Consider the following 12528-nt stretch of genomic DNA (forward strand, 5'->3'; position numbering starts at 1 on the left):
CTCCCCACCCTACTGCGCTACTCGACCTTCGGTCTGCGTTGCTCCTTGAGGACGGGGACTTAGCCTACAAAAGTTAAAACGAGGACTCGGCAACCCGACGGTCACGTCAGACGTTTCCGACACGACAGGAGTTACAGTTGTTCAAGGCGAAATCCCACGGCTTTAACCGTGGGATGAGGCCGACACGATGGGGACGATCCCCTGTTCGGTGGCTGGACGGAAGGTGTGTCCCGAATCGCTAATCTCGAACAGAATATGCCTTGACATCCTCCTCCGGGTAAACGCGGAGGAATCCCGAGCGGTAGGAGTTTCAGGTTCGCAGTCCAGTCACCGGGCTCCCAGTCCTTTCGGGCACGGGTAGTCCCACACATCGAACTGGTGGACTGCTGGCGGTGCCAAACCGCCGTTACCCCTATCCTCGACCGTGTGTGGCGTCCCGGTGTTGTTTTTGCCAGCGGGACGCCGGCAGGTGTCAGCAGAGTCGGGGGTATCGTGGTGCTCGCTTTGAACAGTCAGCACAGACACACTCTTCTGGAATGTGCGTTCACCGACTGCCGTTCCGGATACTGCCTCGTTTCGTGGGCGGACAGGCCGCCTCCGAAGGACGGTTCGGAATCCGATCCGTTCCGACCGATTCCGACTCTACAGTCGGTCGCCTGCCACTTAACCAGCACCATGGGAAACTCGGGGGTGGCGTTTGAACGGTGAGTTGTTACGACAAGTAACGGCTCGTATCCACACCGTGAACGGCGTGGTATTGCGCCTGTTCAGCCTATAAGCGATACTCCGGTGTGGCCGAGTGGCCTCACGCGCTTTCCTGCATTTTGTTTCGAATGTGATCGATGACTTCCCCGTGTTCGTGTTGCGGGCTAAATAGAACGAAGTCGGTGTCCTCCTCGGCCCGGATAGTATGCCCCGGTGGCCAGTAGAACATGTCGCCGCCCTCGTCTACTTCTTCGCTACCGTCGGTGTAGGTGACGGTCAGCTCACCGCTTACCACGTATCCCCAGTGAGGCGACTGGCAATGGTCGTTTTCCAGTCCCTCGAGGAGTGGTGCGATGTCGGTCCCTTCGGTGAGCGTGAACTATTCCGCAGCGATGGTTTCGTAGTCGGTTGCGTCTCCGAAGTCCGGTTGGTGGCGAGCGATAGCGTCCGGGCTGTCGATTCTAGCCGGGATGTCTTCTTTCGGTACTTTCATGGATTTGGTAGAGGCCGGCGACGATCCGTCACAGCCGCCGGTCGGTGGAAGCGGGAAGAATGGTGTCGTAACCACTCGAGTACGACTACGGGTCCGTCCCATGTGAAGTGGTGGCATTTTCACGCCGAGGCCGTGTTTTGAGTAACCGAGTGAATAGCCCTCGACTTCGGAACGGAATTTCGGGTCAACTGAACGACTCGGTGAGTTTATAGTAGCAACTGAAAGTCATTGCACGCCAGATCGCACGACAGCGTTGCGATCAGTGTGTAAACCGTTTCAGTTGCTACTATAGGACGTTCGGGTACCGGATCGGATGCTGTACTCGTGACTCGACCGGCACAGTATCACTGCAGCGTATACCGATCGGCAGTCGAATCGTGGCCCCCATTCTCGCCTGGAAGCCAACGATTCAAATCCCAGTCGACCCAAAGACCGCCAATGGGAAACGCCGCACTCCGGGACATCGCCGCGATCGAGGAGATTCCTTTCGAAGACGTCGAGGGTGTCGTCGCCGTCGACGCGCACAACTGGCTCTATCGCTATCTGACGACGACCGTCAAGTGGACCGACAGCAGCAAGTACACGACCGCGGACGGGACCGAGGTCGCCAACCTCGTCGGGATCGTACAGGGACTGCCGAAGTTCTTCGAACACGACATCACGCCGGTGATGGTCTTCGACGGCGGCCCCTCCGACCTCAAAGACGACGAGATCGAGTCCCGGCGCGAACAGCGCCGCAGCTACGAAGAACAGCTCGAGACCGCCCGCGAGGAGGGCGACGCGGTCGCCATCGCCCAACTCGAGTCCCGAACCCAGCGGCTGACGCCGACGATCCAGGAGACCAGCCGCGACCTCCTCCGATTGCTCGACGTGCCGATCGTCGAAGCGCCCGCGGAGGGCGAGGCCCAGGCCGCCCACATGGTCAAGCGCGGCGACGCCGACTACGTCGGCTCCGAGGACTACGACGCCCTGCTCTTCGGCGCGCCGCTGACGCTGCGCCAGCTGACGAGCAAGGGCGACCCCGAACTGATGGATCTCGAGGCGACTCTCGCACAGCACGACCTGACCCTCGAACAACTCATCGACGCGGCGATCCTCATCGGGACGGACTTCAACGAGGGCGTCTCCGGTATCGGCCCGAAGACGGCGATTTCGGCGATCACCGAACACGGCGACCTCTGGAGCGCGCTCGAGGCGCGGGGCGACCACGTCGAACACGGCGACCGCGTCCGACAGCTGTTCCGCGATCCCGACGTGACCGACGACTACGAGTTCGAGTCGACTATCGACCCGGATCTCGAGGGCGCGAAGACGTACGTGACCGACGAGTGGGGCGTCGACGCCGGGGAGGTCGAACGCGGCTTCGAGCGCATCGAGGAGAGCGTCACGCAGACGGGGCTGGACCGCTGGACGTAGGCCCTTGTCGGTCGTCTCACGGCTGGCCGCAGTCCGCGGCTGATCGCGTGACTCGGGGGAGAACGGGCGTTGGTCGGATCGGTAACCGCGAACGACGACAGGGAGCGAGCGGACCGACGACCGATGTGAAGCGGCTGAAGTGGGGAATGGAGAGCAGAGTGTTTTCAATCGAATTGTTGCCGCGGGCCGCCGAAGGCGGCCCGGAGAGTAAAACTCCGTCTCAGAACAAGTGGTCGTCTTCGTCCAACAGTCGAGCGGGGCCGCCGACGTCCCAAACGGTGGTGGAGACGCCACAGTCGGCGACGGCCTCCTCGACTTCCTCGGCGTGTTCCTCGGTGGTGTTGACGTAGACACTGGCTCCGGTGTCCGTCGAGAAGTAGACGGGAACGTCCTCCTCCTCGCGGAGTTCGCGGACTGTGTTGAAGACCGCGAGCGTGGCCGGCTGCCAGTAGACCCACCCCGAGGGGCCGGTCATGGTCGTCGCGGCCAGCGACAGCGAGTCGCGTTCGGCGCGTTCGAAGACGCCCTCGAAGTCGTCGTTGCGCAGGGAGTCGCGCATCTTCGCGATCTGTTCGTGGATGTGGGCGTTGCGGGCCTGGAACATGTGACTGTCGGCGGCCTCGCGGTGGGCATCCTCGGTCTCCTTGTGGTAGGGGACGAGGCCGACGACGATCTTGAGGTCCTCGTGGAGATTCGAGGGGACTCGCTCGGAGCGACAGTCCTCGTCGTTCATCCCGGTACGGAGATGCGAGAAGGCACCGGTGACCGCTCGCGCAGCCGAAGCCGACCCGACCCGAGCGATCGTTGAGATCTCGCCCTTCGACGCGTCGAGTTCGGCCGCCTCGGCCAGGGCCATCGCCGCGGCCGCAAAGCCGGAAGAGGACGATCCCAGTCCGACGTTGGTCGGGAAGCTGTTCTCACTCTCGAGGCGAACCGGATACACCGTGTGTGCGGCGTCGGACTTCGAACGGGCCTTCTCGACGACGGCTTCGACCCGCTCGTACGCGCGCCCGTCGAGTTCCTCGCCGTCGACGATGAAGGTGTCCTCCTCGTGGTCCATCGAGAACTCGACGGTCGTTCGCGTGTGGCTGGGGGCCGTACAGACGCTGATACTGTCGTGGTAGGGGAGTCGCTCGATATCGTCGCGCATCCCGTGATACTTGACCAGCCCCTGAATGGGGTGGGCCATCGCCGTGGCTTTCATACGCACATAGGTGGTTGAAGCCCGCTTAAAGCTCACGGCATCCGGCCGACCGGCTTCGGGACCGGACCGACTCGCGGCCGGAACGGCCACTGCCGGTACCGTCCACGTCCGTCGCTCGAGTCGCGGGCCGAACGCCGGGAGCGGATCGTGTCCGCCCGGCTGTGCCCCCGATCCGGAACCCGAACGCTAAACCGAACCGGTTCCCACCACCCTCCTATGGGAACCCCACGCGAAACCACGCAGGCGCAAGCCGAGACGGTCATCGATCGTCTCGAGGCGGAGTATCCCGAGTCGGCGATTTCGCTGCGGTACTCGAATCGCCTCGAGTTACTGATCGCGGTAATCCTCTCGGCGCAGTGTACGGACGAACGGGTGAACCAGGAGACGGAACACCTCTTCGAGAAGTACGATGGGGCCGAGGACTACGCCACCGCGGAGCAGGACGAACTCGCCGCGGATCTGAACTCGATCACCTACTACAACAACAAGGCCAAGTACATCCGGAGCGCCTGCGAGTCGATCCTCGAGGACCACGACGGCGAGGTGCCGGATACGATGGCCGAACTGACCGACCTTTCGGGCGTCGGCCGGAAGACGGCGAACGTCGTCCTCCAGCACGGCCACGACATCGTCGAGGGGATCGTCGTCGACACGCACGTCCAACGGCTCTCGCGTCGGCTCGGGCTGACCGAGGAGGAGTACCCCGACCGCATCGAGGAGGATCTGATGGAAATCGTGCCCGAGGACAGTTGGCAGGAGTTTACGCACCTCTGCATCGATCACGGTCGAGCGACCTGTACGGCACAGAACCCCGACTGTGGTGACTGCGTGCTGGCGGATCGCTGCCCGTCTGCAAAGGGCGACAGCGAGATCGATCTCGCCTCCGGCGACCCCTGGTAACCGGCGTATAGCGGGGGTAGCGAGCCGCTATTTCTGACACGCCGACTGTCGCAAGCCCAACGTCTTTTCGGCGACCGCGGATACCCGCACGTGGGAGTACTATGTCCGAGAACACCGACGAGCGCGAGGCGACCGACAAGGACGAACACGGGCGCGATGTCCAACTCGCACGGGAGCAGACCGATCCCGAAGCGGCCCGGGACGAGGAGGGACTCACCGAGGAAGAGAAGGACGCCCGGGAGCGGCAGGCCGAAGCGGAGCGCAAGCAGGACATCGACGAGGGCTCCGTCGATCGGGAAGACGACGCCCTCGAGAACGCGAACCCGGATCACCATCGGGACGAGGAGCCGTACAACAGCTAACCGAGTCCCAGCGGCGGGCGGCTTCTCCGACCACCTAATCTCGAGCCGACGCCGCTTTTTCCACGCGCCTACGCGCTCTCGAGTCGCACGTCCGGAACGGCCAGCATCGTGAGCGAGCCGGCGGAGGAGACGCTGACCCGCGAGTCGACGGTGACCGCCCCGACCGAGCGGCCGTCGACGACGAGACTCGCGTCGCCTTCCTCGCGCTCGACCGCGAACGTCAGCGCATCAGGTGGCAGGACCCACCGTCTGGTCTGGGTGACGAACGGGCCGATCGGGGCGACCGCGACGGCGTCGACGGCCGGCGAGAGCTGAGGTGCGTCGACCGCGCTCGCGTAACCGTGGCTCCCGGCGGGCGTCGCCGCCACGACGCCGTCGGCGCGAAAGGTCGCGACGTCCGACCCTCGATCCCGGAGACTGTACTCGGAGATTCGGGCGGGTTCGTCGGTGATGAGCGTCACGTCGAACAGGGCGCGCTCTCGGATCGTGGACGCGTGCCGCTCGTCGCCGTCCGCCGGCTCGAGGACGACCCCCAAAACGGGGCGTTCGCGACGGACGGCGCGCCCGTCGAGGGCGGCCTCGAGCGCGGCGGGAAGCCGCCGGCGGTCGACCGATTCGATCCCGGTGAGCGGGCCGACCGGGACTACGGGGATATCGACGCCGGCGCGAGCGACGGCCGACAGCGTCGCCTCGCCGCCCGTCACCAGCACCGACGGCTCCGCCGCGAGAACGCTCTCGAGCGTGCCGCTCGTGATCGTCCCGTCGGCGTCGGCCACCGCCGACTCGAGGGCCGTATCGATTTCGATGGCGTCGATCGCATCCGTCTCGGCATCGACGACGCCGACGACGGGGGAGTCGTCCCCGTCCCACGCGGCATTCATGGCCGTCAGTTCACACGGCCCGCTCAAAAGCGTACGGTTGTCGAACGCGTCCCGGCAGTCGATCGTCCCGACTGTGTCTCAGTCGTCGTACGGCCAGTCGCCGGTGATCCGCATGCCTTCGGTGAGGTCCTGGGACTCGAGGTCGGCCGCGATCTCCTCGCGATCGCGACGAGCGACGGTCACGTCCTCGCGAGCGAGTGCCACGACGTAGTCGGTCAGGAGGATCGCCTGTTCGCGCAGGGTCCGGGGCTCGAGCTTCTCGATGGTGTCGGCGAAGGTATGGCCCCACCCCCGTCCCGCGCCGTCCGACATCGATTTGACGTGACAGCCCGGGACGCCCCACTTGACGAACGACCAGTGATCGCTGTGGGGGCCGAGTTTGGGGACGGTTCCGATCGGGTGATCGTACCGGTCCGCGACCTCGTCTGCGGCGTCGGCCAGGGCGTCGAACCCGTGCGTAACGATCGAGAGCGTCCGGTCGCGGACGACGCCGTCGCTGTTGACGACCGCCTCGATCGCGTCGTGATCCGCCCGCTCGGCGTACCGCCGCGAGCCGAGGAGGCCGACCTCTTCGGCCCCGAAGCCGACGAACTCGACGCGAGTCTCGAGATCGTCCTCGCGAGCGGCGAGCGCGGTCGCGATCTCGACGATCATCGCGGTGCCGGCACCGTTGTCCATCGCCCCCTCCGCGATATCGTGGGCGTCGACGTGGCTCGTCACGAGGACGCGCTCGTCGGTGTCGGGGCCGAGTTCAGCGTGGACGTTCTGGCTTTCCGCGGGCTGGATAGTGGCCTCGACGGCAACCGTAATCGATTCGCCGTCGAACCGACGGCCGAGCCGCGAGCCGACCTCGCTCGAGACGCCGACGGCCGGAATCGGACCGATCGGCTCGTCGTGCCAGCCGACGCTCCCGGTCGGTGGGAGACAACCCTCGACGTGATTGCGGTAGACGAACCCGATCGCCCCCTGCTCGACCGCGTGATGATATTTCTCCCGGCGATGGATGTACCGGTCGTAGTAGTCCGGAACGTCGCTGCGGACCATGACGATCGCGTCCTCGACGTCGGTCTCCTCGAAGTCGGCGGGGAGTCCGTAGCCGAGATCGATCAGCGGCGCGACGACGCGGTCGTCGGGACTGCGCGGCAGCGCGATACAGTCCTGGGTCGTGTCGCCGGCCGTAATCGCACTGTCTTCCCGCGTCCAACCCTGTATCTCGAAGGGCTCGAGCCGGGCGTTTCGCGCGCCGGCATCGGCCAGCGCGTCCCGCGTCAGTTCGGCGGCCTCCCGTTCGCCCTCGCTGCCGGCCATCCGGTTGCCGATATCGACCAGTCCTTCGAGGTGATTCCAACCCGCATCGCTCCGAAAGACGGTTCCGATCCAGTCGGACATGAGTGGACCGTGGGCCGACGGGCTGGTAACTGTATCGCTCGCCCGGGTCGGCCCGTCGGCCCGATACGTTGGTTGGTACCACTCGTTGACACGACAAACTGCGAATCTTTTTTACTCCGCTCGCTCTCGAACTCGATATGCGGGAGACGCTTGCCGACTGGCGGCCGGCCGTCGACGAGGCGATCGCCGACCTGGTCCCACGAGAGATCGACACCGACTACCTCGAGTCTTTCTTCGGTACGCCCACCTACGAGTACGATCCGACCGGTATCCAGCGCGCGTTAGCGACGCCGCTGTGGGATCTCCTCGACCGCGGCGGGAAACGGTGGCGCGCAGTGCTCTTTCTCGTCTTCATCGAGGAGTTCGGCGAGGACCCGGCGGAGTACTTGCCGTACGCCTGTATTCCGGAGATTCTGCACAACGGGACGATCATCGTCGACGACGTCGAAGACGGGGCGACGATTCGACGCGGCGAGCCGGCACTCCACCGCGTCTACGGGCGCGATATCGCACTCAACGCCGGCAACGCGATGTACTTCTTACCCCTGAAGATCCTCACACAGGACCCCGCCGGGCTTCCGGCCGACCGCCGACTGGCCGCCTACGAGATGCTGATGCACGAACTCAACCGCACGCACCTCGGGCAGGGGATGGACATCTGCTGGCACAACGAACGCGAGGTTCGAATCACCACCGACCAGTACCTCGAGATGTGTGCGTGCAAGACCGGCTGTCTCGGCCGGATCGTGGCCCGCCTCGCCGCGATCATCACCGATCAGCCACCCGACGTCGAGCGGGCCGTCGCCGAGTACGCGGAACTGACCGCGGTCGCCTTCCAGATCGGCGACGACATCCTGGACATCGAGCACTCGCTCGGCCAGGCCGGCGAGTTCGGCAAGGAGTTCGGCAACGACATCCGCGAGGGCAAGACGACGCTCATGGTCATCCACGCGATCCAGGAGAGCGAACCTGAACGCGCCCGACGGCTCCAGGAAATCCTCGAGACCGAGGACAACACCGACGACGAGATCCTCGAGGCCTTCGAGATACTCACAGCGGCCGGCAGTATCGAGTACGCGCGCGAGCAAGCCCTCGAACTGGCGGCCCAGGCTCGTGGTGCGATCGACGGACTGGACTTCGACGCCGAGACGACCCGAAAGCTTGAGGAGTTCACGGAGTTCGTCATCGAACGCGACGAGTGAACCGCCTCGGGGTCAAGCCCCGAGGTACTCGGCCTGCTCCGCCTGTAGAATCCCCGCGTGACTCGTACAGGCACGCGGCCGCGGTGACCATCCCAGAGCGGATCGGCCGCGTTTTCCGTCGTCGATGAGCGTCACGTACGCCGACGGGTAGGGCCAAATACTACCCCCTCGACGTGGAACCCCGGGTATGGCAGACCACTCGAAACGGGCGACCGCCGAACGGCCCGACGCCGCGAAACCGTGGCCCGTTCTCGTCGCCGTCGGGCTCACGGGTTCGGAGGTCGGTATCGTCGTCGGCCTGCTTCCCGTCGCCGTCGCCGGACTCGTAGTGTTCGCCGCGAGCGTCGCCGGCATCCTCGCGGACGCCGACTACGTCGAGCGGCCGCTCGCGCTCGCGGTCGAGTTCGGCGTCGTGTTCGTCGTCGTCGGCGGGGGATTGGCGGCTCACGGGACCGGAACGTTCACGATCGGTCCCCTCGAGCCCCTTTCGGGGCTGACGAGTCGCGGCATCGCGCTCGTCCTCGCCGGCATCGTGACGATCGTCGGGACCGGGTTCGTGCGGTCCCGACGGACCGACGGGGGACGGGGCAGCGTCGACCCGTGATCCGGAACGGACCGTCGACCGATCCGCTCGAGACGGACACGCCAGCCCTATGAGCAGACGCGCCTTCGACGCTGAAATCGCCCTGGACCTCGCGGTCAACGTGATCCCGTTTCTCATCATCGGGTTCTTCGTCGCAGTCTTCGCGGTGTTCAACCCGTGGGGGGTCGACCCGCTCCAATCGACGCTCCAGTTCGCCATCCTCCTGGCGACGATGGGTGCGCTCGCGGTCGTGACGTACGTCGCGGCTCGCGCGATCGAAACCGACGACCGAACGCGACGCGACACGGGCGAGGAATAGACCGGAACGCTCCCTCGCCGACTCCTGAGTCAGTTGATGATGAGGACGAACCCGGTCACCGCCATCATGGCTGCGATTCCGACCAGTAGGAGCAAGAACAGCTCTTTCTCGGAGATGCGCCGGCCGGAGTCGCTCGTATCGGAACTCACTGGAACAGTGCAGCAGTACGACGCGGGCCGGCAAGAGCGTTTCCCGGGACCGACTCGGGACGATCACCGTCCGCTCGATCGTCGTCCCCGTTTCGCCGGTGATGCTCGCCGTCGACGACGGCGGTGCCGTCGGTGTGCTGTTACTGACGGTCGGGTTCGTCGTCAGCGTTCGCTCGTGGGTCGACGAACGGGCGTCGTAGTCGCCCGGTATCCGGTACGTACGTGCGGCCACGCTTCGGACGCTGGCACCCCATGCCAGTCCGAGGGTCTCGCTGTACGAGCCGTACCGGTCCGCGAAGGCTCCCTTCGATACCGTCGCGAACCGGTCCCGCCTTCGCCGTGCGCTTCGTGGGTGATCGCGCGGCCTGCGAGTCGCGTTCCCGCCGCTCGCGCTGCGAGTCGTCAGGCCCGGCGGTGTTCGTGGCCGGTCGTGAGGCGGTCGTCGTCCCAATCGATATCGACGCGGTCGGTCGGCGCGTTCGACATGCCGTCGCGACTGACGATTTCGACGGTCCGGTTGCGTGCCCCCGGTGTGAACGGCGCTGCGGCCATCACTCGCGCCACGTCGGCCCGCGGGATCGATCCGGAGACGGAAGCGCCGCCCGCACCGACCACGACATCGCCCCTCGGCGGCTCGCTCGTCAGTTTGCCGGGTCGGACGATCGTATACGTCAGTCCGGATCGGCGAAGCGCCGACTCCGCGTCGCGCTTCGCTCGCAACGAGCCGCGAATCAGGAGGCGAGTCGGTAGCGAGAGCGACCCTTTCGAGTTGCCGACGCCGATCGCGCTCTCGAGGACGAAGACGGAGACATCGGCCCCGATGGCGGCAGTGACGAGGTTGATGACCCCGGTTCGATCGACCAACTTGCCGCCGATCACGTGGCGCGGACCCGGCGGCGTTCCGACCGCACAGTAGACAATATCACAGCCTTCGACCGCAGCGACGGCGTCTGCCGACTCGAAGAAATCCGCGACGGCCACCTCGTCGGCACCGTGGCGCTCGAGCGTGTCGACGTTGGCGTACGAGCGCGTGGTCGCGCGAACGGGGAGATCGGTCGGTCGGAGGACGGAGAGCAACTCCTCGCCGGTCGCCCCGCTGGCACCGGCGACGAGGACGCGGTCGGGTGTCGGTGAGTCAGCCATCGAGCGAGTTACTGTGCGGACACGGATAACGCTCACCAGCATTCGCGAGCGGCGACTGTCAGGCCGTCGTGACTGTGTAGCCGCGTCGGGCCGGCGAGCCCCTACTCGGCTTCGCCTTCGCGTCCGTCGTCGGATTGGAGCCGTTTGGTGGTCTGAACCAGCGGGTGGCGTGCGTAATCGACGACATCGATGTCGTCGATCCGCTCTAGCCCCTCTTTGTCGGCCGTCCGAGCCATCCCCAGCTCGATTTCGTGGTCGATGACGATGACGTAGGCGTCCATCTCGTCGATCTCCAACCGATCGGCCGCCAGCACGCGGTGGTGGCCGTCGGCCAGCAGGAGCGTGCCGCCGTTGTCGATAACCACCAGCGGCTCGGCCAATCCCCGCTCGAGTTCGTAGCGCCGCCCCTCGAGTTCGTCGGCGTAGACCCGACCCTGCGTGGGCGTGAGCTCCGAGAGCGGGACGGTCCGGCGCTCCTCCGTCAGTTCGATCCCGTGGATCTGCTCTAAGGTTCGCATCAGTTTCCCGACCTTCTCGGGGGTTGCGCGTTCGATCTGGCTACGGATGACGTCGGCATTGGAGATGATTCCGACGAGGTTGCCCGCGTCGTCGACGACCGGGAGCTTCTGGATGCCCGACCGCAGGATGACGCGTGCAGCGTCGTTTACCTTCATGTCGGGATGTGCGACGAGCAGCTCCGTCGCCATGACTTTGAAAATCGGGTCGTCGTCCTCGGCGAGTAGCAAGTCGCGGGCGCTGATGAAGCCCTCCACGCGGCGTCGATCGCAGACGGGAAAGCCGCTGTGTTGCTCGCTCTCGGCGATCCGCGTCGCGACCTGGCCGACGGTCTCGTCGGGTGAGACCGTCGCTACGTCGCGTGTCATGTAGTCTTTGACCGTGGGCTTCGTCCGGTCCGACACGACCTCCATGGATGGGTCGAGGACCCCCGCGTGGAAAAGCGTGTCTTCCGGGGGCCGGTCGTGAGTCGCGCACCCTGCGTCCGGCTTCAGGTGCCGAGGAGTTCCTCAAACGAGTTCGGGGACGATGGGATACTCCCACGATTCTCCGTTGAACGCTTTACTCGTCGCCACGAAGCAGACGACGAGATTGGCGAGACCGAGTACCAGTAGCCCGAACAGCCCGAGCAGTATCAAGAGTCGAGAAACGACCGACCCGACCCATCCGGCGGACGCGAGACCGACGCCGATGAATGCAACGACTGCGCTCCCGTTCCACGCGATAAAGAACGGAATATGCCAATTCAAGGCGTTTTTCGCGTTCCGTCTATCGAAATCGGTACTCGAGACGAGATACGCGAGTGCCACTCCGAGAACCGAAAAAAATAGACCAATAAGGTGTACGCCCGCACCTAACCACGTTCCCCGCTCGGGATCGACTGTTGATGACACTGTAGACATATGTTCATGTCGTTTACCGAGGCATAAATCCTTTTCCCAGATATAGATTATGATACATTAAAGCGTATAACTCAGATCATGGATCGAATTCAGGTAATAATACCATCTGATTTGGAACACCGTATAGTTGAGTCTGTTCGAGAAGTCGATAGATAGTTGAATTATATTTCCGAAGTTAATTCTTTCGCAGGTAGATCGTATTTAAAGCCACTATTATCAACTAAAACCACACATTCAATCAGTTATGTGCGGTAGTACGATACCTTATACAATACCACAACCCACAGAAAACACATCAAATCCTCAATGGAAGGACACTGATCAAAAAGATGCTAAAATAGATCCTATCTCCCACAATATTCTC

At 64.3% G+C, this 12528-nt stretch carries 13 protein-coding genes; 6 read left to right on the plus strand and 7 right to left on the minus strand.

What is annotated here, in order from left to right:
* Window positions 1-805: 805 nt before the first annotated feature.
* Window positions 806-1060, minus strand: coding sequence for a cupin domain-containing protein (locus ALTAJ2_RS20030; RefSeq protein ID WP_338041737.1), 255 nt, complete (start codon window positions 1058-1060; stop codon window positions 806-808).
* 576 nt (window positions 1061-1636) lie between these two features.
* On the opposite strand from ALTAJ2_RS20030, the gene fen reads away from it, so the two are divergent.
* The gene (fen, locus tag ALTAJ2_RS04275; protein ID WP_007108008.1) at window positions 1637-2614 is read left to right on the plus strand and encodes a flap endonuclease-1; all 978 of its coding nucleotides are present in this window, start codon (window positions 1637-1639) and stop codon (window positions 2612-2614) included.
* Window positions 2615-2834: 220 nt separating this feature from the next.
* Here the strand turns inward: fen and mvaD are convergent, their stop codons facing one another.
* On the minus strand, window positions 2835-3818 hold the full coding sequence (gene mvaD, locus ALTAJ2_RS04280) for a phosphomevalonate decarboxylase MvaD (RefSeq protein WP_007108009.1): 984 nt from the start codon (window positions 3816-3818) through the stop codon (window positions 2835-2837).
* 216 nt (window positions 3819-4034) lie between these two features.
* Here mvaD and nth point away from each other — a divergent pair, with 216 nt between their 5' ends.
* Together nth and ALTAJ2_RS04290 are read left to right on the plus strand one after the other, a co-directional pair.
* Window positions 4035-4718 carry an endonuclease III gene (gene nth / locus ALTAJ2_RS04285; RefSeq protein WP_007108010.1) on the plus strand — a complete coding sequence of 228 codons (684 nt, stop codon included), beginning with the start codon at window positions 4035-4037 and terminating at the stop codon, window positions 4716-4718.
* Window positions 4719-4819: 101 nt separating this feature from the next.
* On the plus strand, window positions 4820-5080 hold the full coding sequence (locus ALTAJ2_RS04290) for a hypothetical protein (protein WP_007108011.1): 261 nt from the start codon (window positions 4820-4822) through the stop codon (window positions 5078-5080).
* A 68-nt stretch (window positions 5081-5148) separates the two neighbouring features.
* Here the strand turns inward: ALTAJ2_RS04290 and ALTAJ2_RS04295 are convergent, their stop codons facing one another.
* Both ALTAJ2_RS04295 and ALTAJ2_RS04300 read right to left on the minus strand, forming a co-directional pair.
* On the minus strand, window positions 5149-5961 hold the full coding sequence (locus ALTAJ2_RS04295; protein ID WP_049899756.1) for an NAD(+)/NADH kinase: 813 nt from the start codon (window positions 5959-5961) through the stop codon (window positions 5149-5151).
* A 78-nt stretch (window positions 5962-6039) separates the two neighbouring features.
* Window positions 6040-7350 (minus strand): M20/M25/M40 family metallo-hydrolase, encoded by a 1311-nt coding sequence (locus tag ALTAJ2_RS04300; RefSeq protein ID WP_007108013.1) that lies wholly within the window; start codon window positions 7348-7350, stop codon window positions 6040-6042.
* A 137-nt stretch (window positions 7351-7487) separates the two neighbouring features.
* On the opposite strand from ALTAJ2_RS04300, the gene ALTAJ2_RS04305 reads away from it, so the two are divergent.
* The 3 genes from ALTAJ2_RS04305 to ALTAJ2_RS04315 all read left to right on the plus strand — a co-directional run bounded on the left by ALTAJ2_RS04305 (window position 7488) and on the right by ALTAJ2_RS04315 (window position 9454).
* A complete protein-coding gene (locus tag ALTAJ2_RS04305) occupies window positions 7488-8552 on the plus strand; it encodes a polyprenyl synthetase family protein (RefSeq protein ID WP_007108014.1) in 1065 nt (354 codons plus the stop codon).
* A 187-nt stretch (window positions 8553-8739) separates the two neighbouring features.
* Window positions 8740-9156, plus strand: coding sequence for a DUF7541 family protein (locus ALTAJ2_RS04310; protein WP_007108015.1), 417 nt, complete (start codon window positions 8740-8742; stop codon window positions 9154-9156).
* A 49-nt stretch (window positions 9157-9205) separates the two neighbouring features.
* Window positions 9206-9454 carry a DUF6684 family protein gene (locus tag ALTAJ2_RS04315; RefSeq protein ID WP_007108016.1) on the plus strand — a complete coding sequence of 83 codons (249 nt, stop codon included), beginning with the start codon at window positions 9206-9208 and terminating at the stop codon, window positions 9452-9454.
* 551 nt (window positions 9455-10005) lie between these two features.
* Here the strand turns inward: ALTAJ2_RS04315 and ALTAJ2_RS04320 are convergent.
* The 3 genes from ALTAJ2_RS04320 to ALTAJ2_RS04330 form a co-directional block, all read right to left on the minus strand.
* A complete protein-coding gene (locus tag ALTAJ2_RS04320) occupies window positions 10006-10746 on the minus strand; it encodes an NAD(P)-binding oxidoreductase (RefSeq protein ID WP_007108018.1) in 741 nt (246 codons plus the stop codon).
* A gap of 101 nt (window positions 10747-10847) precedes the next feature.
* Window positions 10848-11675, minus strand: a complete 828-nt coding sequence (locus ALTAJ2_RS04325; RefSeq protein WP_006185431.1) for a CBS domain-containing protein — start codon at window positions 11673-11675, stop codon at window positions 10848-10850.
* A 96-nt stretch (window positions 11676-11771) separates the two neighbouring features.
* Window positions 11772-12164 (minus strand): DUF4870 domain-containing protein, encoded by a 393-nt coding sequence (locus ALTAJ2_RS04330; RefSeq protein WP_239647695.1) that lies wholly within the window; start codon window positions 12162-12164, stop codon window positions 11772-11774.
* Window positions 12165-12528: the final 364 nt, after the last annotated feature.

Origin of the sequence: Natrinema altunense, from assembly GCF_000731985.1 — an archaeon.
Classification (GTDB): domain Archaea; phylum Halobacteriota; class Halobacteria; order Halobacteriales; family Natrialbaceae; genus Natrinema; species Natrinema altunense.

Excerpts from the sequence above, each read along its gene's own strand:
- fen (WP_007108008.1), top strand. The coding sequence starts at position 1,637 with ATGGGAAACGCCGCACTCCGGGACATCGCCGCGATCGAGGAGATTCCT.
- mvaD (WP_007108009.1), bottom strand. The coding sequence starts at position 3,818 with ATGAAAGCCACGGCGATGGCCCACCCCATTCAGGGGCTGGTCAAGTAT.
- nth (WP_007108010.1), top strand. The coding sequence starts at position 4,035 with ATGGGAACCCCACGCGAAACCACGCAGGCGCAAGCCGAGACGGTCATC.
- ALTAJ2_RS04290 (WP_007108011.1), top strand. The coding sequence starts at position 4,820 with ATGTCCGAGAACACCGACGAGCGCGAGGCGACCGACAAGGACGAACAC.
- ALTAJ2_RS04295 (WP_049899756.1), bottom strand. The coding sequence starts at position 5,961 with ATGAATGCCGCGTGGGACGGGGACGACTCCCCCGTCGTCGGCGTCGTC.
- ALTAJ2_RS04300 (WP_007108013.1), bottom strand. The coding sequence starts at position 7,350 with ATGTCCGACTGGATCGGAACCGTCTTTCGGAGCGATGCGGGTTGGAAT.
- ALTAJ2_RS04305 (WP_007108014.1), top strand. The coding sequence starts at position 7,488 with ATGCGGGAGACGCTTGCCGACTGGCGGCCGGCCGTCGACGAGGCGATC.
- ALTAJ2_RS04310 (WP_007108015.1), top strand. The coding sequence starts at position 8,740 with ATGGCAGACCACTCGAAACGGGCGACCGCCGAACGGCCCGACGCCGCG.
- ALTAJ2_RS04315 (WP_007108016.1), top strand. The coding sequence starts at position 9,206 with ATGAGCAGACGCGCCTTCGACGCTGAAATCGCCCTGGACCTCGCGGTC.
- ALTAJ2_RS04320 (WP_007108018.1), bottom strand. The coding sequence starts at position 10,746 with ATGGCTGACTCACCGACACCCGACCGCGTCCTCGTCGCCGGTGCCAGC.
- ALTAJ2_RS04325 (WP_006185431.1), bottom strand. The coding sequence starts at position 11,675 with ATGGAGGTCGTGTCGGACCGGACGAAGCCCACGGTCAAAGACTACATG.
- ALTAJ2_RS04330 (WP_239647695.1), bottom strand. The coding sequence starts at position 12,164 with ATGTCTACAGTGTCATCAACAGTCGATCCCGAGCGGGGAACGTGGTTA.